Source organism: Pseudomonas frederiksbergensis (assembly GCF_900105495.1).
GTDB classification, from domain to species: Bacteria; Pseudomonadota; Gammaproteobacteria; order Pseudomonadales; family Pseudomonadaceae; genus Aquipseudomonas; species Aquipseudomonas frederiksbergensis.
Genome location: NZ_FNTF01000002.1, coordinates 2,199,817 through 2,219,927, shown reverse-complemented (window position 1 = coordinate 2,219,927; position 20,111 = coordinate 2,199,817). Strand labels below are relative to the sequence as shown.

Below are 20,111 nucleotides of genomic sequence, written 5' to 3'. Positions count from 1 at the left end.
AATGATCGGTTACGTGAACTCGAAGGTATCGGCATCCAGATTCGCCGGAAACCGCGTGCGGTAAGCTTGAAGATCAGCAGCATTCAAAACAACCTGAAACACCCCGTCCGCCTCGCCTGCACTGAGCAAAGTCTCCCCCTGAAAATCCAGCACCTGACTGTCACCGGTATACGCAAAACCCTTTCCGTCAGTACCCACGCGATTCACCGCCGCCACATAGCAAAGGTTCTCGATCGCTCGCGCTGGCAGCAAACGGTTCCAGTGCTGACGCCGCGCCCCCGGCCAGTTGGCGGTGTACAGCAGCAAATCAGTGTCCTGAGCATCGCGGCTCCAGACCGGGAAGCGCAGGTCGTAGCAAATCAGCGGACGCACGCGCCAGCCCTTGAGTTCGAACTGCACCTGACGCTCACCCGGGGTGAAGTGGTTGTGCTCGCCGGCCATGCGGAACAGATGGCGCTTGTCGTAGTGCAACACCTCGCCGTCCGGCCGCGCCCACAACAGGCGATTGCGATGACTGCCGTCAGCCACCTGGACGATGATGCTGCCGGTGATCACCGCATCCAGCTTCGCCGCCTGAACCCGCAGCCATTTACTGGTGGGACCGTTTTCCGGCTCGGCGAGGGTCTCGGACTCCATCGAAAAACCGGTGGTGAACATCTCCGGCAGGATGATCAAATCCGCCCCGCGAGCCTGTTCCAGCAACGGCTCGAAATGCTCCAGATTGGCCTGACGATCGTGCCAGGCCAGGGTGGTCTGGATCAGCGCGATGTTCAGATTGGGCAGCGCACTCAGATCACGCATAGTTTTTCCGCTGCTTCACGCAGGGTCTCCTCACGTTTGGCAAAGCACAGGCGCACCAGGCGCTGGCCTTCGGGTGGGGTCTGGTAGAACACCGAGATCGGGATGCTCGCCACGCCATGTTCGCGGGTCATCCACAACGCCATCTCGACATCGTTGAGGTCCGGGCGGATCTGCGAGTAGTCGACCAATTGGAAATACGTACCGGTCACTCGGGTGAAACTGAAGCGCGACGGCATCAGCAGATCGCAGAACAGATCGCGCTTGGCCTGATAGAAGCCCGGCAATTCTTCGACGTGCTCCGGGTGCTCGGCCATGAAGTCGGCCAAAGCATATTGCAGCGGCGTTACACCGCAGAAACTGACGTATTGGTGAACCTTGCGCAGCTCCGCTGTGAGGGCCGGCGGTGCGACCACGTAGCCGGTTTTCCAGCCAGTAACGTGATAGGTCTTGCCAAAGGAGCTGACCACGAAAGCACGCTGATACAGCTCTTCGTGATTCAACACGCTGACGTGGGGCACGCCATCGAACACCAGGTGTTCGTAGACTTCGTCGCTGACGATGTAGATGTCGCGATCTCGAATCAACGCCGCCAGCTGATCCAGCTCTGCACGATTGATCAGCGCGCCACTTGGGTTATGCGGGGTGTTGAGGATGATCATCCGCGTGCGCGGCGAAATGGCTTCACCGAGCTTCTGAAAGTCGATGGCGAAGTCATTCAGGCCCAACGACACATGAACGCAACGACCACCGGCCAGCTCAACCGAGGGCTCGTAACTGTCATAGGCCGGGTCGAACACAATCACTTCGTCGCCGCTGCGAATAACGGCTTGAATAGCGCAGAAGATCGCCTGGGTTGCGCCGGGCGTGACGGTCACTTCATGGTCGACATCCACATTGACGCCGTAGCTGCGGGCGATCTTCGCCGCAATCTGCTGACGCAATGCCGGAAGGCCGGTCATGGGCGAATACTGGTTGTGGCCATTGGCGATATGCCGACCGACCGCATCGCACAGGGCTTGCGGGGCATCGAAGTCGGGGAAACCCTGGGACAGGTTCAGCGCCCCGGTTTGCGCCGCGAGCTGAGACATCTGCGTGAAGATAGTGATGCCGACATTCGGCAGCTTACTGGTGATCATCGGTGATTCCCTGCTCAACACCCGGCTCTAACGGCGGCGCGGGAGAGCCCGAGAATAGCCCAGACGACGCCCATAAAAAAAGGGCGCCAACCGGCGCCCTTCTTCTAATACATTCACCGCAATACCTGTGGCGAGGGAGCTTGCTCCCGCTGGACCGCGAAGCGGTCCCAATCTCTGCAACCAAAGTCGTTCAGACAGAACACATCGGCTGGTTTGCGACTGCTGCGCAGTCGAGCGGGAGCAAGCTCCCTCGCCACAACAAGCCCACTCCAACAGAATGGGCAATCGTATATCAGCGCTTGTCGCGGCGCTTTTTGTCGGCTTTCTTGTGGTGCGACATCATCCGGCGCTTCTTGTTGACCTGGCGGTCGGTCAGCGAGTTCTTGTTGCCTTCGTACGGGTTCTCGCCGCCCTTGAACTCGATGCGGATCGGCGTACCGACCAGCTTCAAGACACGGCGATAAGTGTTTTCCAGATAGCGCACGTAAGACTTCGGCACCTTCTCGATCTGGTTACCGTGAATCACGATGATCGGCGGGTTAGCCCCACCCAAGTGGGCATAACGCAGCTTGATCCGACGGTTGTTGACCATCGGCGGCGCGTGCTCACCGACCGCATCTTCCAGAATCGTGGTCAGGCGGTTGGTCGGCCAGCGGGTGACCGCAGACTTGAACGAGTTCTGTACGGAGGCGTAGAGGTTGCCCACGCCCGTGCCGTGCAGGGCCGAGATGAAGTGAATGTCGGCGTAGTCAACGAAGAACAGTCGACGTTGCAGCTCGACCTTCACGAAGTCGCGCTCGCTCGGCGTCATGCCGTCCCACTTGTTGATCGCGATGACCAGCGCACGACCCGACTCAATGGCAAAGCCCAGCAGGTTGAGGTCATGGTCGACCACACCTTCGCGGGCGTCCATTACAAAGATCACCACGTTGGCGTCTTTGATCGCTTGCAGGGTTTTGACCACGGAGAACTTTTCAACTTCTTCGTGGATCTTGCCGCGCTTGCGCACGCCGGCGGTGTCGATCAGCGTGTACTTCTCGTCGTTACGCTCGAACGGGATGTAGATACTGTCGCGCGTGGTGCCGGGCTCGTCATAGACGATTACCCGGTCTTCACCGAGCATACGGTTGACCAGGGTCGACTTGCCGACGTTCGGACGGCCGATGATCGCGATCTTGATCCCGTCTTTTTCGCTTGGGCCAGGAATGCGCTTGGCTTCCTCGCCTTCGGCAACGATCTCTTCCTCGCCTTCTTCCGGCTCGTCATCGTCTTTCGGGAAGTCGCTGAGGGCGATTTCCAGCATCTGGGTGATGCCACGACCATGAGCACCGGCGATAGGGATCGCGTGGCCCATGCCCAACGGGGCGAATTCGGCGCGGGCCATTTCAGGGTCGATGTTGTCGACCTTGTTGGCAACCACGTAAGAACGCTTGTTACGTTTGCGCAAATGCTCGGCGATCATCTGGTCGGCGGCGGTGAAACCGGCCTTGGCATCTACCAGGAACAGAACGACATCCGCTTCTTCAATGGCCAGCAGCGACTGCTCGGCCATTTTTTCGTCCATACCGTGCTCGTCACCGGAGATACCGCCGGTGTCGACCAGAATGTAGGAACGCCCTTGCCACTTGGCCTCACCGTATTGGCGATCACGGGTCAGACCGGACAAGTCGCCGACGATGGCGTCACGAGTCCTGGTCAGGCGGTTGAACAAGGTGGACTTGCCGACGTTCGGTCGGCCCACCAGGGCGATTACGGGAACCATGCGGCTCTCCACTTCGTTATTTCAGAAAATACAAAAGCCGCTGCGAGGCAGCGGCTGGTGCTCGGGGCAGCGCTTGAGGGCGCTGCGAACCTTGCAGAGCAAGGCTGCCTGGGGTTAAACCCCAAGCATAGTCAAACCTTTACTTAATGGTCAGGGCTTCCAGCTTGCCACTGTTGCCATACAGATAAATCGTGTCACCCACCACCAGCGGACGGGCACGCAGGCCATCGCTGTCGATGCGCTCGCGGCCGACGAAACGACCGTCCACCTGGCTCAGCAGATGCAGGTAGCCTTCCATGTCGCCGACTGCAACGTAGCTGGAGAACACTTCCGGAGCCGACAGTTGACGACGAGCCAGCGAATCATTGCTCCACAAGGCTGTGGTGGAACGTTCGTCGACGCCTTCAACGGTGCCCGAAGACAGACTCACGTAGACGTTGCCAAAACCCTGGGCGACACCGGCATAGCTGGAAGCATCACGCTGCCAGAGCTGACGACCGCTTTGCAGGTCCAGTGCCGCAACGCGACCCTGGTAGCTGGCGACGTACAACGTTTCGCCGGAAAGCAGCAGGCCGCCGTCGATATCGACAACGCGCTCCAGTTCCGAACGACCCTGTGGAATTGCTACACGTTGTTCCCACACCGGCACGCCGTTGGAAATATCGAGAGCGACCACTTTACCGGTCGACAGGCCAGCCACCGCGAGGCGGTTGGTGACGATCGGCGCGCTGGTGCCGCGCAGGGTCAATACCGCTGGAGTGCTGTCATACAACCAGCGCTGGTTGCCGGTAGCGGCATCCAGACCGATCAGACGGTCATCCTGAGTCTGAACGACAACGACATCACCATTGTTGGCCGGCGGTGCGAGGACTTCACTGGACACGCGAGCGCGCCATTTCTCTTCACCGTTGATGGCATCCAGGGCAACGATTTCGCCCTTGATCGTACCGATCAGGAGCAGACCGTAACTGACGCCGACAGCGCCGGATACAGGCAATTCGAGATCTTTCTTCCATTTGACGTCGCCATTGCTGCGATCCATCGCCATCACCACACCGGTGACATCGGCGGCATAGATGGTATCGCCATCGATCGCCGGAACCAGCATGTTGTACGACTGGCCCTGACCGTCACCGATCGAACGACTCCACTGCTTTTGCAGAACCACTTCTTCTTTGAAGTCGGTCAACTCGGCCGGTGGCAGTTCTTTTTTGCTGTTGCTGCTGCAACCCGCGGCCAATATGGCCAGAGCCAGCAATGCTGCATGTTTCCAACGAATCACGTCACGCATCCCCTTTGGCCAGATCGTCCAGCTTGATTTGCAGGCCACCCACTGCCGCTTCATCCGACAGTGCCGCCTTGGCTTTTTGATACGCCGTGTTCGCTTCGTCGGTACGACCCAACTGCACCAGCAGGTCGCCCTTGAGTTCTTCGCGAGTAGCCAGGAATGCTTTATCGGCATCGCCTTCGAGCAGTTTCAGGGCTTCATCGGCCTTGTTCTGCGCGGCCAGCACCTGCGCCAGGCGCTGACGAGCAATTTCGCCCAGCGCCGGGTTGGCCGGCTTGGCAACAATGGCTTTCAGCTCGCCGGCTGCGTCATCCAGCTTGCCGCTGTCGACCGCAACTTTTGCCATGAACAGGCTGCCGTACTGCGCGTAAGCGCTACCGCCGAACTCGCTGTTGAGCTTGCCGGCCAGGTCCGCAACACGGGCAGCATCAGGCTTGCCGTCGGGCGTCAGCGTGGTTTCCAGCAGTTGCTGATAGAGCACCGAGGCGCCTTGCGACTGATTGCTCTGATACTTTTGAAAAGCCTGCCAGCCGAACACGATGACCAGCGCCAACAGGCCGCCAGTGACCAGGGGCTTGCCGTTGCGTGTCCACCAGTCCTTCAACTCCGCCAGATGTTCGTCTTCGGTACTCGACACCCCAATACTCCTTAATCGCTAAATCGGCTGTTTGACAGCTTCAACCCTGCACGACGCAGGTGGCCAGGTGTGCTGCAAGCGCATCCCAGGCAATGCTTTGTTGTTCGCCCTGGCCACGCAGGGGTTTGAAACCTACCACTTGCTGGGCCATTTCGTCGTCACCGAGGATCAGCGCGTACAACGCACCACTCTTGTCGGCTTTCTTGAACTGGCTTTTGAAGCTGCCGGCACCGGCATTCACTTGCAGGCGCAGGTTGGGCAATTGATCACGAACACGTTCACTCAGGGCCAGGCCGGCCAGCTCGGCGGCTTCACCGAAGGCGCAGAGGTAGACGTCGACCTGACGGGAAATCTCTGCCGGGATCTGCTCCAGGGTTTCAAGCAACAGCACCAGGCGCTCGATGCCCATGGCGAAACCAACGCCAGGGGTCGGCTTGCCGCCCATCTGCTCCACCAGACCGTCGTAACGACCACCGGCACACACGGTGCCCTGGGCGCCCAGTTTGTCGGTGACCCATTCGAAAACGGTCTTGCTGTAGTAATCCAGCCCGCGAACCAGCTTCGGGTTGATCACGTAAGGAATGCCGGCGGCGTCCAGGCGAGCCTTGAGGCCCTCGAAGTGCACGCGGGATTCTTCGTCGAGGTAGTCGGCCATTTTCGGCGCGTCGGCCAACACGGCTTGAGTGTCAGCGTTCTTGGTATCCAGAACCCGCAAAGGGTTGGTTTTCAGACGGCGCTGGCTGTCTTCGTCCAGCATGTCCGAACGGGCCGAAAGGAACTCGACCAACGCTTCGCGATAACGACCACGGGACTCGGCAGTGCCCAGGCTGTTGAGTTCGAGCTTGACCGCATCACGAATGCCCAGCTCGCCCCACAGGCGCCAGGTCAGCACGATCAGCTCGGCGTCGATGTCCGGACCGTCGAGGTTGAAGACTTCGCAACCGATCTGGTGGAACTGGCGATAACGGCCTTTCTGCGGACGTTCGTGGCGGAACATCGGGCCGATGTACCAGAGTTTCTGCACCTGGCCACCGCCGGTGATGCCGTGCTCGAGCACCGCACGCACGCAGGCCGCTGTGCCTTCGGGGCGCAGGGTCAGGGAGTCGCCGTTGCGGTCGTCGAAGGTGTACATCTCTTTTTCGACGATGTCGGTCACTTCACCGATGGAGCGCTTGAACAGCTCGGTGAACTCGACGATCGGCATGCGGATCTGCTTGTAACCGTAGTTATCCAGCAAACGCGAGACGGTGCCTTCGAAATGACGCCACAGGGGAGTCTGCTCGGGCAGGATGTCGTTCATGCCACGTATGGCTTGCAGAGACTTGCTCACTTTAAAATCCTTAAATTCGTTCGGCTCTTTAGTCAGGCTCAGCCACGCGCGATCAAGGCAGCGTCAGCTTTGACCTTTTCGGCCGCTTTCTGGCGGATCAAGCGTTCAAGCTCATCCACCAGATTGTCATTCGTCAGTTTCTGCGCCGGCTTGCCATCGATGTAAATCAGGTTTGGCGTGCCGCCGGTCAAGCCGATATGGGCTTCCTTGGCTTCACCCGGTCCGTTGACCACGCAACCGATGACCGCGACATCCAGCGGCACCAGCAGGTCTTCGAGGCGCCCTTCCAGCTCGTTCATGGTCTTGACTACATCGAAGTTCTGCCGCGAGCAGCTCGGGCAGGCGATGAAGTTGATGCCACGGGAACGCAAATGCAGGGATTTGAGAATGTCGTAGCCGACTTTCACTTCCTCGACCGGGTCGGCCGCCAACGAGATGCGAATAGTATCGCCAATCCCTTCGGCGAGCAGCATACCGAGGCCCACGGCGGATTTCACTGTGCCTGAACGCAAACCACCGGCTTCGGTGATGCCCAGGTGCAGCGGCTGGACGATTTCCTTGGCCAGCAAGCGGTAAGCGGCGACGGCCATGAACACGTCGGAAGCTTTCACACTGACCTTGAAGTCCTGGAAATTCAGGCGCTCAAGGTGTTCGACGTGACGCAGGGCAGATTCAACCAGCGCAGCCGGAGTCGGCTCGCCGTATTTCTTTTGCAGGTCTTTTTCCAGGGAACCGGCGTTCACGCCGATGCGGATGGGAATCCCGCGATCGCGAGCGGCATCGACTACCGCACGCACGCGGTCTTCGCGACCGATGTTGCCCGGATTGATGCGCAGGCAGTCAACGCCCAGTTCGGCTACGCGCAGAGCGATCTTGTAGTCGAAGTGGATGTCGGCAACCAACGGCACCTTGACCAGTTGCTTGATCTTGCCGAAAGCCTCAGCGGCATCCATGTCGGGCACGGAAATACGCACGATATCGACGCCAGCCGCTTCCAGACGATTGATCTGGGCCACGGTGGCGGCGACATCATTGGTGTCGCTGTTGGTCATGCTCTGCACAGCGATAGGCGCATCGCCGCCAACAGGCACGTTACCGACCCAGATCTTGCGAGATTCGCGACGTTTGATTGGAGATTCGCCGTGCATGACTTATTGACCCAACTTCAGGCGAGCAGTCTCGCCACTGGTGAACGGAGCGACATCAACCACCTGCCCGTTGTAGCTGACCTGCGCGCCGCGGGCGAAGCCCAGACGCACGGAAAACGGTGGCTTGCCGCTCACGGAAACGTTTTCGCCTTTGCGCTTGAGACCGCTCAACAACACCTTGCCGGTGCCATCGGTCACTTGCGTCCAGCAATCGGCAGTGTATTGCAGTTGAACCTGACCCTGGCCGGCAACCGGAGCAGCCGCTGCCGGAGGGGGAATGGTCGGAGTCACCGAAGCGCTCGCAGGCGGGGTTGATACCACAGGAGCAGTCGGGGCTGGCGCGACTGGAATCGAGACAACCGGAGCAGCGCTGTGAGCAGGTGCAGCGGGCGCTGGTGCAACCGGTGCAGCCGCTTCAGTTTCGGCCGGCGCTTCAGCCGACGTATCGGCTTGCGGCAATGCAAGAGCGGTGGTGCCTTCAGCCTGACCTTGCGCGACGGCCTGGTCTTCCGGCTCGTCCAGCGGATGGATCTGGGTAGTGCCGTCAGCGCCTTCGACTTCCACGTGTTCCGGGCTCAGGCTAGTCAGGTCTTTGGTACGCAATGAGGTCTGATCCTGCCACCAGACAAAACCACCACCGATCACTGCAAACAGCAACAGCAGGCTGACCACTCGCAAAATGGTGTGGGAAACCCGAACCGGCTCTTCGATACGTCCCAGGCTATGGACGTTGCTGCCTTGGGAGTCGGTGCCGGTGGATTGGTCGAACTGCTGGACCAGTACGGTTTGATCCATGCCGAGCAATTTCGCGTAGGCGCGAATATAACCGCGAGCAAAGGTATGCCCAGGCAGCTTGTCGAAAGCGCCGGCTTCCAGATTGCTCAGGGAATTGACGGTGAGGTTGAGCTTGAGGGCCACTTCGGCCAGCGACCAGCCATTGCTTTCGCGAGCCTGGCGTAAAGTTTCACCGGGATTAACGCGATTCGCTGCTACAACTTCGGGATGCGCCGCTTTCATCATTGCTCCGACAGGTATTGCTGATATTCCGGCGTACCGGGATAGAGTCGTTTTAGTTGCAGGCCAAAACTGGCGGCCTTGTCGCGATCATCAAACACTTTTGCCAGCCGAACGCCGAGCAATAGACTACGTGCATTTTGCTCGGTGAGCAGGCTAAAACGATCGTAATAGTCGCGCGCGGGCACATAATGCCTGTCTTCGAAGGACAACTCAGCCATTTCCAGCAATGCACGCGGTTGTTGGCGATTCAACCGCAGGGCTTTTTCCAGCTGCTGCTGCGCCAGATCGCGCTGCCCCAGCTTCGAAGCGGTCATACCGAGGTTCTCGAACACCCGCGAACGCTCAGGATACAAAGTGTCAGCGGCGGCCTGTTCAAAGCGCTCGTAAGCTTCTTTGTAGCGTTTCTCTTCGAAAAGAAAACTGCCGTAGTTGTTCAGGATTCGCGCATCGTTGGGGCTGGAAGACAGCGCCTTGCGAAAATGCTTATCCGCCAGCTCCGGCTCCATCTCTGCCTGGAATACCAGACCCAGCGCAGCGTTGGCATCCGGGTCCGAGTCATCCAGGTCCAGGGCTTTTTTCAACGGTACTTTCGCCCGTTCGGTCATGCCCTGCTGCAAGTACCCCAACCCCAGCTGCACATAGGCAACACGCGCTTCATCGCGGCCCTTGCTGGTCTTCATCGGGTTGAAATCGCCCGACAGGACACAACCAGCACAGAGGCTGGCCAACAGCAAAAGCAGCGCGAAGCGCAGGGACATAGAGATCCTCTCTTAATTATTGTTCGCAGCGTTCTGTGCGATATCGTTTTCGGCGCTCAACTCGCGCACGGCGATATAACGTTCGCTGCGACGGGTGCGATCCAGCACCTGTCCTACCAATTGGCCACACGCGGCATCGATGTCTTCACCGCGGGTGGTGCGGACGGTGACATTGAAGCCGGCATGGTGAAGCTGATCCTGGAAACGACGAATCGCGTTGTTGCTCGGACGCTCGTAACCGGAATGCGGGAACGGGTTGAACGGAATCAGGTTGATCTTGCACGGGATGTTCTTGAGCAACTCGATCATCTCAACGGCATGTTCAACCTTGTCATTGATGTCCTTGAGCAAGGTGTACTCGATGGTCAGCACGCGCTTCTCGCCCAGGGACGACATGTAGCGCTGGCACGACTCGAGCAGCATCTTAAGCGGATATTTCTTGTTGATCGGCACCAATTGGTTACGCAATGCGTCGTTCGGTGCGTGCAGGGACAACGCCAGGGAGACGTCGATGTGCTTGGACAGCTCATCAATCATCGGCACCACACCCGATGTAGACAGGGTTACGCGGCGCTTGGAGATCCCGTAGCCCAGGTCATCCATCATCAGATGCATGGCGGCCACGACGTTGTCGAAGTTCAGCAGCGGCTCACCCATGCCCATCATCACCACGTTGGTGATGGCACGGTCGGCGGTCGCCGGGATGCTGCCGAACGATTTATTGGCAATCCACACCTGGCCGATCACTTCGGCGGCGGTGAGGTTACTGTTGAAACCTTGCTTGCCGGTGGAGCAGAAACTGCAATCCAGGGCACAGCCTGCCTGGGACGAAACGCACAAAGTGCCGCGTTTGCCCTGGGGAATGTACACGGTCTCGACGCAGCTGCCGGACGCCACGCGCACCACCCACTTGCGGGTGCCGTCGGTGGAAATGTCCTCGCTGACAACTTCAGGACCGCGAACTTCGGCAATAGCCTTGAGCTTGTCGCGCAAGGCCTTGCTGACGTTCGTCATGGCGTCGAAATCATCGACGCCAAGGTGGTGAATCCATTTCATTACCTGACCGGCACGGAAACGCTTCTCCCCGATCGAGTCGAAGAATTTTTCCATTTCCTGTTGAGTCAGACCCAGCAGGTTGGTTTTTACAGTCGATGTAGTCATGGATTCACCTTCACTCTTAAGCCAATGCTTAGCGAGTGGTTACTTCAGTAGCTGCGAAGAAGTACGAGATTTCGCGAGCAGCAGCGGCTTCGGAGTCCGAACCGTGTACAGCGTTGGCGTCGATGGAATCAGCGAAGTCAGCGCGGATGGTGCCGGCAGCAGCTTCTTTAGGGTTGGTAGCGCCCATCAGCTCACGGTTCAGAGCGATAGCGTTTTCGCCTTCCAGAACCTGAACGACAACCGGACCGGAGATCATGAAAGCAACCAGGTCGTTGAAGAAACCACGAGCGCTGTGCTCAGCGTAGAAGCCTTCAGCTTCAGCTTTGGACAGTTGCTTCAGTTTCGAAGCTACAACGCGCAGGCCAGCTTTTTCGAAACGAGTGGTGATCTCGCCGATAACGTTTTTTGCAACAGCGTCAGGCTTGATGATGGAGAAAGTACGTTGAACAGCCATGGTGTAACTCCAGAAACGGTAATTTGCGAAAAATTAAACCCGCGAATTATACGCGGGTTCTTGGGTATTGCCTAACTGCATACGGCGCAGACTCAGTCTGCTTCTTCGATCCAGGCGGCCTGAATGGCTTCAAGCACCTTCTCGCCACCGCGGGTCGGATCATCACTGAACTCCGGCAATGCCAGCACCCATTTGTGCAGATCGACGAAGTTCACATAACGCGGATCCACATCCGGCTTGGATTCAGCCAGCTGGATCGCGATTTCCAGCACATCAACCCATTTCAGACTCATTTCAGTTCCTTGAATCAGTGCGGCGCTTCAGCCGCATGGTTGACCGAGTATTTTGGAATTTCGACAGTCAGGTCTTCATTCCCGACAATCGCCTGACAGCCTAGACGCGATTGCGCCTCCAGACCCCAGGCACGATCCAGAAAGTCTTCTTCCAGCTCATCCGCTTCTTCCAGCGAGTCGAAACCTTCGCGGATGATGCAGTGGCAGGTGGTGCAGGCGCAGACGCCGCCACAGGCGCTTTCCATCTCGATATGGTGTTCGTGGGCCAGCTCGAGAATGGAGATGCCAGGCTCAGCCTCCACAACCATACCTTCCGGGCAGAACTTCTCGTGTGGCAGAAAAATGACCTGTGGCATCGTTATTCCTCAATCTCATTCAGGTTGCGCCCCGCCAGCGCGGCTTTCACCGTCGAGTCCAGGCGGCGAGCAGCAAAGGCGTCGGTCACTTGCGACAGACGCTTGGTCTGCTGCTCGATGGCGTAACCATCAGTACCTTTCATCAGTTCGGTCAGTTCTTGCATCTGCAATTCGATGACCATGCGCTCTTCGGCGTCGAGCAAGCGCTCGCCATCGACGTCGAGGGCGCCCTGCACCGCTTCGATCAGGCGCTGCGCATCGACCTGCTGTTCACGCAAGACACGAGCGACCTTGTCGTCGCTGGCGTGCTGGAAGGAATCCTTGAGCATCTTGGCAATTTCGCCGTCCGTCAGACCGTAGGACGGCTTGACCTGGATGCTGGCCTCAATGCCCGAACCCAGCTCGCGGGCAGAAACATTGAGCAGACCGTCGGCATCGACCTGGAAAGTCACGCGAATCTTCGCCGCACCGGCCACCATCGCCGGAATGCCGCGCAATTCGAAGCGCGCCAGGGAGCGGCAGTCGCTGATCAGCTCGCGCTCGCCCTGCAATACGTGGATCGCCATGGCCGACTGGCCATCTTTATAGGTCGTGAAGTCCTGAGCGCGGGCGACAGGAATGGTGGTGTTGCGCGGAATCACCTTCTCCATCAGTCCGCCCATGGTTTCCAGCCCCAGGGACAACGGAATCACATCGAGCAGCAGCAGTTCATCGCCATCGCGCTTGTTGCCGGCCAGCGTATCAGCCTGGATCGCGGCACCGATGGCCACCACTTGATCCGGATCGATTTCGGTCAGCGGCTCGCGACCGAAGGCTTCTGCGACGGCTTCGCGGACGCGAGGCACACGGGTCGAACCGCCCACCATGACGACCGCGTGCACTTCGTCCAGCTCGATGCCGGAATCACGCACAGCGCGGCGACAGGCTTTCAGGCTGCGGGCGACCATTGGCTCGATCAGCGCATTGAAGGCTTCACGGGTCAGCTCGGCTTTCCAGTCGCCATAAGCGACTTCAACGGACGAGGCATTGGTCAGGGCTTCCTTGGCCGCACAAGCGGTTTGCAGCAGATTGCGTTGCGCACCCGGATCGAGGTCAGCAGACAGACCGGCGCTCTCGATGATCCAGCCGGCAATTGCATGGTCGAAGTCATCGCCGCCCAGCGCGCTGTCGCCGCCGGTAGCCAAAACCTCAAACACACCGCCGGTCAGGCGCAGAATCGAAATATCGAAGGTACCGCCGCCCAGGTCATAAATGGCGACCAGGCCTTCAGCGTGCTGATCCAGACCGTAAGCCACAGCGGCGGCAGTCGGCTCGTTGAGCAGCCGCAGCACGTTAAGGCCAGCCAGTTTGGCCGCATCCTTGGTGGCTTGACGCTGAGCATCGTCGAAATAGGCCGGAACGGTGATTACCGCACCTACCAGTTCGCCACCCAACGTCGCTTCGGCGCGCTGACGCAGCACCTTAAGGATATCGGCGGAGACTTCGACCGGGCTTTTCGGGCCCTGGATCGTGTCGATGAAAGGCATGTGCGACTCGCCGCCGACGAAGCGGTACGGCAGTTGGTCGCCCAATTGCTTGACGTCGGACAAACCACGACCCATCAAGCGCTTGACCGACAGCACGGTGTTCAAAGGGTCGGTGGCGGCAGCCAGCTTGGCCGACTCGCCTACTTCAACGCGATCAGCGTGGTAGCGCACCGCGGACGGCAGGATGACCTGCCCGTCAGCGTCAGCCAGAGGCTCGGAAAGACCACTGCGCAACGCAGCGACCAGCGAATTGGTAGTGCCCAAGTCGATCCCCACAGCCAGACGACGCTGGTGCGGTTGAGGACTTTGGCCGGGTTCGGCGATCTGCAGTAGGGCCATCGTTATCAGGACTTATCTGTATATCAGGCGTGCGACCGGAGCGGCACTGGGTTAATCGTCGAGGCGCTCTTCTAACTGGCGCACTTCGTAGGTGAGCTTGTCGAGAAACTGCATGCGCCGCATCAGGCGTTCGGCCCGTTCACGTTGCGCAGCATCGTTCCAGCAAGCCGAGAAGCTTTGGTTCAGTTCATCCTGGGCAAACTTCAGGCGACGCTTGAAGACGGCAACGCCATTGAGGTCGGCGCTGTCCTGCAGGTCTTCGAGCTCTTCACGCAACTCCATCTGCTGCAGAAGAAACTCCGGATCATGCACCGTGACCTCCAGCGGCAGCTCGCCACCATTCAAGGCGAGCAGGTAACGCGCGCGCTTGGGTGGGTTTTTGAGCGTCTGGTAGGCCTCGTTGAGGCTCGCGGATTGCTCTAGCGCCAGCCGCTGCTCACGCTCGGAAGCATCAGCGAAGCGGTCTGGATGAACGCCGCGCGCCAACTCACGGTAGCGCGTAGCCAGCTGATCGAGGTCCAGATCGAAACTCGGTTGCAGCTCAAATAAAGCGAAATGACAAGGAGTACCCACGACAAGCCTCAAATGTTGAAGCTTTCGCCGCAGCCACATTCACCGCGAACGTTGGGGTTGTTGAACTTGAAGCCTTCGTTCAACCCTTCCTTGACGAAATCGAGTTCGGTACCGTCCAGGTAGGCCAGGCTTTTCGGGTCGATGATCACTTTCTCGCCGTGACTTTCGAACACCTGATCCTCTGCAACCACCTCGTCGACAAACTCCAGCACGTAGGCAAGGCCGGAACAGCCTGTGGTGCGAACACCCAGACGAATCCCTTCACCTTTGCCGCGCCCGTTGAGGGAGCGTCGCACGTGTTGAGCAGCCGCTTCTGTCATGCTGATAGCCATCGGTGACTCCTTACTCGTCGCCAAATCTTGAAAGTCAGATCAAGCCTTTCTTCTGCTTGTAGTCGCGAACGGCCGCTTTGATAGCGTCTTCAGCAAGTACGGAGCAGTGAATTTTTACTGGCGGCAGAGCCAGTTCTTCAGCCAGCTGAGTGTTTTTGATGGTCTCTGCTTCATCCAGAGTCTTGCCTTTCATCCACTCGGTCGCCAGGGAGCTGGAGGCGATAGCCGAACCGCAACCGTAGGTCTTGAACTTGGCGTCTTCGATGATGCCTTGCTCGTTGACCTTGATTTGCAGGCGCATCACATCGCCGCACGCCGGAGCGCCGACCATGCCGGTGCCGACATCTGGGTCTTCCGCGTCCATCTTGCCGACGTTGCGCGGGTTCTCGTAGTGGTCGATGACCTTTTCGCTGTAAGCCATGATTCTTAATCCTCACTCATCAGAGAGTCGCTCTTGAAGCCCTGCGCCCGAAGGTTCACAGGGCCGGTTTGCGGCGACTTGAAATCAGTGTGCCGCCCACTCGATTTTCGAAATGTCGACACCGTCTTTGTACATGTCCCACAGCGGCGACAGAGTGCGCAGCTTGGTAACGGCCTCGCAGACTTTCTGCGCGGCGTAGTCGATTTCTTCTTCGGTGGTGAAACGGCCGAAGGTGAAGCGAATCGAGCTGTGTGCCAGTTCGTCGTTGCGGCCCAGGGCGCGCAGTACGTACGAAGGCTCAAGGGAAGCCGAGGTGCAGGCCGAACCGGACGAAACCGCCAGATCCTTGAGCGCCATGATCAGCGACTCGCCTTCAACGTAGTTGAAGCTCAGGTTCAGGTTGTGCGGTACGCGGGCGGTCATGCTGCCGTTGATGTACAGCTCTTCCAGGCCTTCGACCTGTTTGAAGAAGCGGTCACTCAGGGCCTTGATGCGGATGTTCTCGGCAACCATGTCTTCCTTGGCTACGCGGAAGGCTTCGCCCATGCCGACGATCTGGTGAGTCGCCAGGGTGCCGGAACGCATGCCACGTTCGTGACCGCCGCCGTGCATGGTCGCTTCGATGCGAACACGCGGCTTGCGGCTCACGTACAGTGCGCCGATGCCTTTAGGGCCGTAAGTTTTGTGGGCAGAGAACGACATCATGTCGACTTTCAGCTTCGACAGGTCGATATCGACCTTGCCGGTGGACTGAGCAGCGTCGACGTGGAACAGGATGCCCTTGGAGCGGGTCAGTTCGCCGATGGCTGCGATGTCGTTGATGGTGCCGATTTCGTTGTTCACGTGCATGACCGAAACCAGGATGGTGTCGTCGCGCAGGGCGGCTTCGATCATCTCCGGAGTGACCAGGCCATCAGTGCGAGGCTCGATGTAGGTGACTTCAAAGCCTTCACGCTCCAGTTGGCGCATGGTGTCGAGGACAGCCTTGTGCTCAATCTTGGTGGTGATCAGGTGCTTGCCTTTGGTGGCATAGAAATGCGCCGCACCCTTGATTGCCAGGTTGTCGGACTCGGTGGCACCGGAGGTCCAGACGATTTCACGCGGATCGGCGTTGACCAGGTCAGCGACCTGACGACGAGCGTTTTCGACGGACTCTTCAGCTTTCCAGCCGAACACGTGGGAACGGGACGCCGGGTTACCGAAGTTTCCGTCGACCAGCAGGCATTCACTCATCTTTTGCGCGACACGCGGATCAACCGGGGTGGTCGCAGAGTAATCAAGGTAAATCGGCAATTTCATGGACTATCTCCTAAATCAGGCTGGCTGGCGTGCCGCTAGCTCTTTGGCTGTCATTCGACGGCGGACGCTTCAATCTTGTCCAGGCGTGGCGCCTTGCTGTTGCAACGGCGCTGATCCTGACGCTGGGCTACTTCTTGTACCTCACGGCGAGTGACAAGGTCAGCCAAGCTGATACCGCTGAGAAATTCGTGAATCTGCAGGCTCAGATCGCACCACAAGTGGTGGGTCAGACAGGTGTCGCCTTGATGGCAATCACCCTGGCCCTGGCATTTGGTGGCATCGACCGATTCGTTCACCGCATCGATCACCTGGGCGACCTGGATACCCTGCATGTCGCGCGACAGCTGATAGCCGCCGCCCGGACCACGGACGCTGGACACCAGATTGCTGCGGCGCAATTTGGCGAAGAGCTGTTCGAGGTAGGACAGGGAGATGCCTTGGCGCTCGGAGATATCGGCCAGGGACACCGGCCCGTGCTGCGCGTGCAACGCCAGGTCAAGCATGGCGGTCACGGCGTATCGGCCTTTTGTAGTCAGTCGCATGGACAATTACCACGGAGTTCGGAATGGGGCGAGTATGCAATTCCCGAGTATTTAAGTCAACTATAAGACCTAGTGCTTTACTCGGGATTACCCGCAAAAGAGCGGCCGCATCATAACAAAGGCTGGCCGCTAACAGCCAGCAGTACCGAGTTATCGTTCATCGCGAGCAGGCTCACTCCCACACCGGACCTTCGTCAAACACAGAATATGTGGGCACAGAAGATCCAATGTGGGAGTGAGCCTGCTCGCGATTGAAGTCGACGCGGTTTAGCTGGCCTGGCTCTGATCCTTGTCCTTCACACAGGCAAAGTCTTCTTCGCGCAGCTCAGGCAGATCTTTCGCACAGTAATTACTGCCCAGGTCTTTCAGCGCCCCGCACATCCCCTCCAGGCGCCCGTCAACCGCCTGCAAATGATCGAGCAACTGATTGATGGCGCGCGCCACCGGGTCCGGCATGTCTTCACCCACCCCATAGGCATCGAAACCGATCTTCTCAGCCATGGCCTTGCGCTTGGCGTCCTGCTCTTCATCGGACTTGACGATGATCCGGCCCGGAATCCCCACCACTGTCGCCCCGGGTGGGACCGCCTTGGTGACCACGGCATTGGAACCAACCTTGGCGCCAGCACCGACCGTAAACGGGCCAAGCACCTTGGCCCCTGCCCCGACCACTACGCCATCTTCAAGCGTCGGGTGGCGCTTGCCCTTGTTCCAGCTGGTGCCGCCGAGGGTCACGCCCTGATAAAGGGTGACGTCATTGCCGATCTCAGCAGTTTCACCGATGACGATGCCCATGCCATGGTCGATAAAGAAGCGACGACCGACCTTGGCACCTGGATGGATTTCGATCCCGGTCAACCAGCGACCGAAGTTCGACACCAGTCGCGCCAGCCACTTCCAGCCCATGCCCCACAGGGCTGACGACAAGCGGTGGATCCAGATGGCGTGCATGCCCGGGTAGCACGTCAGAACTTCAAAGGCGTTGCGCGCTGCCGGATCACGATGGAAAACACTCTGGATATCTTCACGCAAACGCTCGAACATTTTTAATCCTTCCGCTTAAGAAGCTCACCACGGGCCGCTTTCTGGGTTTCCGTGAGGATGCCACGCAATATATTCATTTCCGCCCGGCTGACCGAGCTGCGTCCGTACAACCGGCGCAGGCGCGCCATCAAGTGCCGCGGCTTTTCCGGATCGAGGAACTCAATGGCCACCAGGGTTTGCTCCAGGTGTTCATAGAATCGCTCCAGCTCATCCATGGTCGCCAGCTCAGCGCTTTTGACGGAGGCCACTTCTTCCTTCTCGACCTTGCTCGGCTGGCCTTGGGCCGCCAGCCAGGACATGCGCACTTCATAACTCAACACCTGAACCGCCGCCCCAAGGTTCAGCGAACTGAACTCAGGGTCTGATGGGATGTGCACGTGATAATGACATCGCTGCAGCTCTTCATTGGTCAGGCCGGAATCTTCTCGACCAAAGACCAAGGCAATCTCGGCACCCTGCGCTGCCTCCTCGACCACTTTCACCCCGCATTCGCGGGGATCGAGCAACGGCCAGGGAATGCGACGGTCACGGGCGCTGGTGCCGAGCACCAGATTGCAGCCGACCAAGGCATCTTCCAAGGTGGCGACGACTTGCGCGTTTTCAAGGATGTCACCGGCACCGGAAGCACGAGCATCGGCCTCGTGGTGCGGGAACAACCGCGGTTCGACCAGCACCAGCCGCGACAGGCCCATGTTCTTCATGGCACGCGCAGCACCGCCGATATTCCCGGGGTGGCTGGTATTGACCAGGACGACACGAATGTTTTGCAGCAAGGGAGGCGCTCTCGAACACTTTAATGGGGAGCAGAATCTTACAGCTCAACCTACCGTTAAGCTATGAAAGCGAACACCGACCTTCTCCTGTAGAAACTTTCTGATAGAATGCCCGGCTTTCTTTAACAACCTTAGGTGACACATCCATGCAGCCCATGCTGAATATCGCGCTGCGCGCCGCCCGCAGCGCCAGTGAATTGATCTTCCGCTCCATCGAGCGCCTGGATACCATCAAGGTCGACGAAAAAGACGCCAAGGATTACGTATCCGAGGTGGATCGCGCCGCTGAGCAAAAAATCATCGACGCGCTGCGCAAGGCCTACCCGAATCACTCGATCATGGGTGAAGAAACCGGCATGCACGCCGGCACCGGGATCGAAGGCGAAGAGTACCTGTGGATCATCGACCCACTGGACGGCACCACCAACTTCCTGCGCGGCATTCCTCACTTCGCTGTCAGCATCGCCTGCAAATACCGCGGTCGCCTGGAACACGCTGTGGTTCTGGACCCGGTTCGCCAGGAAGAATTCACCGCCAGCCGTGGTCGCGGCGCTCAACTGAACGGTCGTCGTCTGCGCGTCAGCGGCCGCACCAGCCTGGACGGCGCCCTGCTGGGTACCGGCTTCCCGTTCCGCGATGACCAAATGGACAACCTCGACAACTACCTGGGCATGTTCCGCGCCCTGGTTGGCCAGACTGCCGGCATCCGCCGCGCTGGCTCGGCAAGCCTGGACCTGGCTTACGTAGCGGCCGGCCGTTTCGACGCCTTCTGGGAGTCGGGCCTGTCCGAGTGGGACATGGCTGCAGGCGCCCTGCTGATCCAGGAAGCAGGCGGCTTGGTGAGCGACTTCACCGGTGGTCACGACTTCCTTGAGAAAGGCCATGTCGTTGCCGGTAACACCAAATGCTTCAAAGCAGTACTGACGGCCATCCAGCCGCACCTGCCGGCCTCGCTGAAACGCTAAGCGAGCAGCCACAAAAAAGCACCTCTCGGGGTGCTTTTTTTATGCCTGAAATCCAATTCCCGAAAACACCACAGGTTCAATGTGGGAGCGGGCTTGCTCGCGAAAGCGGTGTATCAGCCACCGTCAATATTGAATGTGAAGCCGCCTTCGCGAGCA

General features: G+C 58.9%; 22 protein-coding genes. 1 reads left to right on the top strand and 21 read right to left on the bottom strand.

The features are described 5' to 3' along the window. Positions 1 to 9: 9 nt before the first annotated feature. The 21 genes from BLW70_RS10520 to trmJ all read right to left on the bottom strand — a co-directional run bounded on the left by BLW70_RS10520 (position 10) and on the right by trmJ (position 18,990). Positions 10 to 801, bottom strand: a complete 792-nt coding sequence (locus BLW70_RS10520) for an amidohydrolase (protein WP_074873956.1) — start codon at positions 799 to 801, stop codon at positions 10 to 12. Further along, positions 789 to 1,937: a pyridoxal phosphate-dependent aminotransferase gene (locus BLW70_RS10515; protein WP_074880497.1), complete on the bottom strand. Its 1,149-nt coding sequence runs from the start codon at positions 1,935 to 1,937 to the stop codon at positions 789 to 791. The genes BLW70_RS10520 and BLW70_RS10515 overlap by 13 nt, the downstream gene beginning before the upstream one ends. A gap of 292 nt (positions 1,938 to 2,229) precedes the next feature. Continuing rightward, on the bottom strand, positions 2,230 to 3,699 hold the full coding sequence (gene der / locus BLW70_RS10510) for a ribosome biogenesis GTPase Der (protein ID WP_074873955.1): 1,470 nt from the start codon (positions 3,697 to 3,699) through the stop codon (positions 2,230 to 2,232). Positions 3,700 to 3,838: 139 nt separating this feature from the next. Beyond that, on the bottom strand, positions 3,839 to 4,990 hold the full coding sequence (gene bamB / locus BLW70_RS10505) for an outer membrane protein assembly factor BamB (RefSeq protein ID WP_074873954.1): 1,152 nt from the start codon (positions 4,988 to 4,990) through the stop codon (positions 3,839 to 3,841). Beyond that, positions 4,983 to 5,624, bottom strand: a complete 642-nt coding sequence (locus tag BLW70_RS10500) for a YfgM family protein (protein ID WP_074873953.1) — start codon at positions 5,622 to 5,624, stop codon at positions 4,983 to 4,985. The genes bamB and BLW70_RS10500 overlap by 8 nt, the downstream gene beginning before the upstream one ends. Before the next feature lie 40 nt (positions 5,625 to 5,664). Then, the gene (gene hisS, locus BLW70_RS10495; RefSeq protein ID WP_074873952.1) at positions 5,665 to 6,954 is read right to left on the bottom strand and encodes a histidine--tRNA ligase; all 1,290 of its coding nucleotides are present in this window, start codon (positions 6,952 to 6,954) and stop codon (positions 5,665 to 5,667) included. A 38-nt stretch (positions 6,955 to 6,992) separates the two neighbouring features. Next, a complete protein-coding gene (ispG, locus tag BLW70_RS10490) occupies positions 6,993 to 8,102 on the bottom strand; it encodes a flavodoxin-dependent (E)-4-hydroxy-3-methylbut-2-enyl-diphosphate synthase (protein ID WP_074873951.1) in 1,110 nt (369 codons plus the stop codon). A 3-nt stretch (positions 8,103 to 8,105) separates the two neighbouring features. Continuing rightward, positions 8,106 to 9,119: a RodZ domain-containing protein gene (locus tag BLW70_RS10485; protein ID WP_074873950.1), complete on the bottom strand. Its 1,014-nt coding sequence runs from the start codon at positions 9,117 to 9,119 to the stop codon at positions 8,106 to 8,108. Continuing rightward, positions 9,119 to 9,877 carry a type IV pilus biogenesis/stability protein PilW gene (gene pilW, locus BLW70_RS10480; protein WP_074873949.1) on the bottom strand — a complete coding sequence of 253 codons (759 nt, stop codon included), beginning with the start codon at positions 9,875 to 9,877 and terminating at the stop codon, positions 9,119 to 9,121. The genes BLW70_RS10485 and pilW overlap by 1 nt, the downstream gene beginning before the upstream one ends. 12 nt (positions 9,878 to 9,889) lie before the next feature. Further along, complete coding sequence (gene rlmN / locus BLW70_RS10475; RefSeq protein WP_074873948.1) at positions 9,890 to 11,038, bottom strand: dual-specificity RNA methyltransferase RlmN; 1,149 nt, start codon at positions 11,036 to 11,038, stop codon at positions 9,890 to 9,892. Between the two features lie 28 nt (positions 11,039 to 11,066). After that, positions 11,067 to 11,492 carry a nucleoside-diphosphate kinase gene (gene ndk, locus BLW70_RS10470; RefSeq protein ID WP_007903599.1) on the bottom strand — a complete coding sequence of 142 codons (426 nt, stop codon included), beginning with the start codon at positions 11,490 to 11,492 and terminating at the stop codon, positions 11,067 to 11,069. 92 nt (positions 11,493 to 11,584) lie between these two features. Continuing rightward, positions 11,585 to 11,785 carry a Fe-S cluster assembly protein IscX gene (gene iscX / locus BLW70_RS10465; protein ID WP_008147746.1) on the bottom strand — a complete coding sequence of 67 codons (201 nt, stop codon included), beginning with the start codon at positions 11,783 to 11,785 and terminating at the stop codon, positions 11,585 to 11,587. Positions 11,786 to 11,799: 14 nt separating this feature from the next. Next, positions 11,800 to 12,141 (bottom strand): ISC system 2Fe-2S type ferredoxin, encoded by a 342-nt coding sequence (gene fdx / locus BLW70_RS10460; protein WP_074873947.1) that lies wholly within the window; start codon positions 12,139 to 12,141, stop codon positions 11,800 to 11,802. A gap of 2 nt (positions 12,142 to 12,143) precedes the next feature. Continuing rightward, positions 12,144 to 14,006 carry a Fe-S protein assembly chaperone HscA gene (gene hscA, locus BLW70_RS10455; protein ID WP_074873946.1) on the bottom strand — a complete coding sequence of 621 codons (1,863 nt, stop codon included), beginning with the start codon at positions 14,004 to 14,006 and terminating at the stop codon, positions 12,144 to 12,146. A 51-nt stretch (positions 14,007 to 14,057) separates the two neighbouring features. Beyond that, positions 14,058 to 14,579 (bottom strand): co-chaperone HscB, encoded by a 522-nt coding sequence (hscB, locus tag BLW70_RS10450; RefSeq protein WP_074873945.1) that lies wholly within the window; start codon positions 14,577 to 14,579, stop codon positions 14,058 to 14,060. Between the two features lie 8 nt (positions 14,580 to 14,587). After that, on the bottom strand, positions 14,588 to 14,911 hold the full coding sequence (gene iscA, locus BLW70_RS10445; protein ID WP_007903589.1) for an iron-sulfur cluster assembly protein IscA: 324 nt from the start codon (positions 14,909 to 14,911) through the stop codon (positions 14,588 to 14,590). 34 nt (positions 14,912 to 14,945) lie between these two features. Then, positions 14,946 to 15,332 (bottom strand): Fe-S cluster assembly scaffold IscU, encoded by a 387-nt coding sequence (gene iscU, locus BLW70_RS10440; protein WP_003443374.1) that lies wholly within the window; start codon positions 15,330 to 15,332, stop codon positions 14,946 to 14,948. 84 nt (positions 15,333 to 15,416) lie between these two features. Further along, entirely contained in the window at positions 15,417 to 16,631 is a 1,215-nt protein-coding gene (locus tag BLW70_RS10435) for an IscS subfamily cysteine desulfurase (protein WP_074873944.1), read from the bottom strand. Between the two features lie 50 nt (positions 16,632 to 16,681). Next, entirely contained in the window at positions 16,682 to 17,173 is a 492-nt protein-coding gene (gene iscR, locus BLW70_RS10430; RefSeq protein ID WP_007903581.1) for a Fe-S cluster assembly transcriptional regulator IscR, read from the bottom strand. Positions 17,174 to 17,440: 267 nt separating this feature from the next. Next, positions 17,441 to 18,217 carry a serine O-acetyltransferase gene (gene cysE / locus BLW70_RS10425; protein WP_007903579.1) on the bottom strand — a complete coding sequence of 259 codons (777 nt, stop codon included), beginning with the start codon at positions 18,215 to 18,217 and terminating at the stop codon, positions 17,441 to 17,443. A gap of 2 nt (positions 18,218 to 18,219) precedes the next feature. Continuing rightward, positions 18,220 to 18,990, bottom strand: coding sequence for a tRNA (cytosine(32)/uridine(32)-2'-O)-methyltransferase TrmJ (gene trmJ / locus BLW70_RS10420; RefSeq protein ID WP_074873943.1), 771 nt, complete (start codon positions 18,988 to 18,990; stop codon positions 18,220 to 18,222). Between the two features lie 146 nt (positions 18,991 to 19,136). On the opposite strand from trmJ, the gene suhB reads away from it, so the two are divergent. Further along, positions 19,137 to 19,955 carry a type III secretion system regulator SuhB gene (gene suhB, locus BLW70_RS10415; RefSeq protein ID WP_007982736.1) on the top strand — a complete coding sequence of 273 codons (819 nt, stop codon included), beginning with the start codon at positions 19,137 to 19,139 and terminating at the stop codon, positions 19,953 to 19,955. Positions 19,956 to 20,111 lie beyond the last annotated feature (156 nt).

Excerpts from the sequence above, each read along its gene's own strand:
- iscX (WP_008147746.1), bottom strand. The coding sequence starts at position 11,785 with ATGAGTCTGAAATGGGTTGATGTGCTGGAAATCGCGATCCAGCTGGCT.
- cysE (WP_007903579.1), bottom strand. The coding sequence starts at position 18,217 with ATGTTCGAGCGTTTGCGTGAAGATATCCAGAGTGTTTTCCATCGTGAT.
- der (WP_074873955.1), bottom strand. The coding sequence starts at position 3,699 with ATGGTTCCCGTAATCGCCCTGGTGGGCCGACCGAACGTCGGCAAGTCC.
- iscA (WP_007903589.1), bottom strand. The coding sequence starts at position 14,911 with ATGGCTATCAGCATGACAGAAGCGGCTGCTCAACACGTGCGACGCTCC.
- bamB (WP_074873954.1), bottom strand. The coding sequence starts at position 4,990 with ATGCGTGACGTGATTCGTTGGAAACATGCAGCATTGCTGGCTCTGGCC.
- BLW70_RS10435 (WP_074873944.1), bottom strand. The coding sequence starts at position 16,631 with ATGAAATTGCCGATTTACCTTGATTACTCTGCGACCACCCCGGTTGAT.
- hscA (WP_074873946.1), bottom strand. The coding sequence starts at position 14,006 with ATGGCCCTACTGCAGATCGCCGAACCCGGCCAAAGTCCTCAACCGCAC.
- ndk (WP_007903599.1), bottom strand. The coding sequence starts at position 11,492 with ATGGCTGTTCAACGTACTTTCTCCATCATCAAGCCTGACGCTGTTGCA.
- fdx (WP_074873947.1), bottom strand. The coding sequence starts at position 12,141 with ATGCCACAGGTCATTTTTCTGCCACACGAGAAGTTCTGCCCGGAAGGT.
- rlmN (WP_074873948.1), bottom strand. The coding sequence starts at position 11,038 with ATGACTACATCGACTGTAAAAACCAACCTGCTGGGTCTGACTCAACAG.
- iscR (WP_007903581.1), bottom strand. The coding sequence starts at position 17,173 with ATGCGACTGACTACAAAAGGCCGATACGCCGTGACCGCCATGCTTGAC.
- ispG (WP_074873951.1), bottom strand. The coding sequence starts at position 8,102 with ATGCACGGCGAATCTCCAATCAAACGTCGCGAATCTCGCAAGATCTGG.
- suhB (WP_007982736.1), top strand. The coding sequence starts at position 19,137 with ATGCAGCCCATGCTGAATATCGCGCTGCGCGCCGCCCGCAGCGCCAGT.
- iscU (WP_003443374.1), bottom strand. The coding sequence starts at position 15,332 with ATGGCTTACAGCGAAAAGGTCATCGACCACTACGAGAACCCGCGCAAC.
- BLW70_RS10515 (WP_074880497.1), bottom strand. The coding sequence starts at position 1,937 with ATGATCACCAGTAAGCTGCCGAATGTCGGCATCACTATCTTCACGCAG.
- pilW (WP_074873949.1), bottom strand. The coding sequence starts at position 9,877 with ATGTCCCTGCGCTTCGCGCTGCTTTTGCTGTTGGCCAGCCTCTGTGCT.
- BLW70_RS10520 (WP_074873956.1), bottom strand. The coding sequence starts at position 801 with ATGCGTGATCTGAGTGCGCTGCCCAATCTGAACATCGCGCTGATCCAG.
- BLW70_RS10485 (WP_074873950.1), bottom strand. The coding sequence starts at position 9,119 with ATGAAAGCGGCGCATCCCGAAGTTGTAGCAGCGAATCGCGTTAATCCC.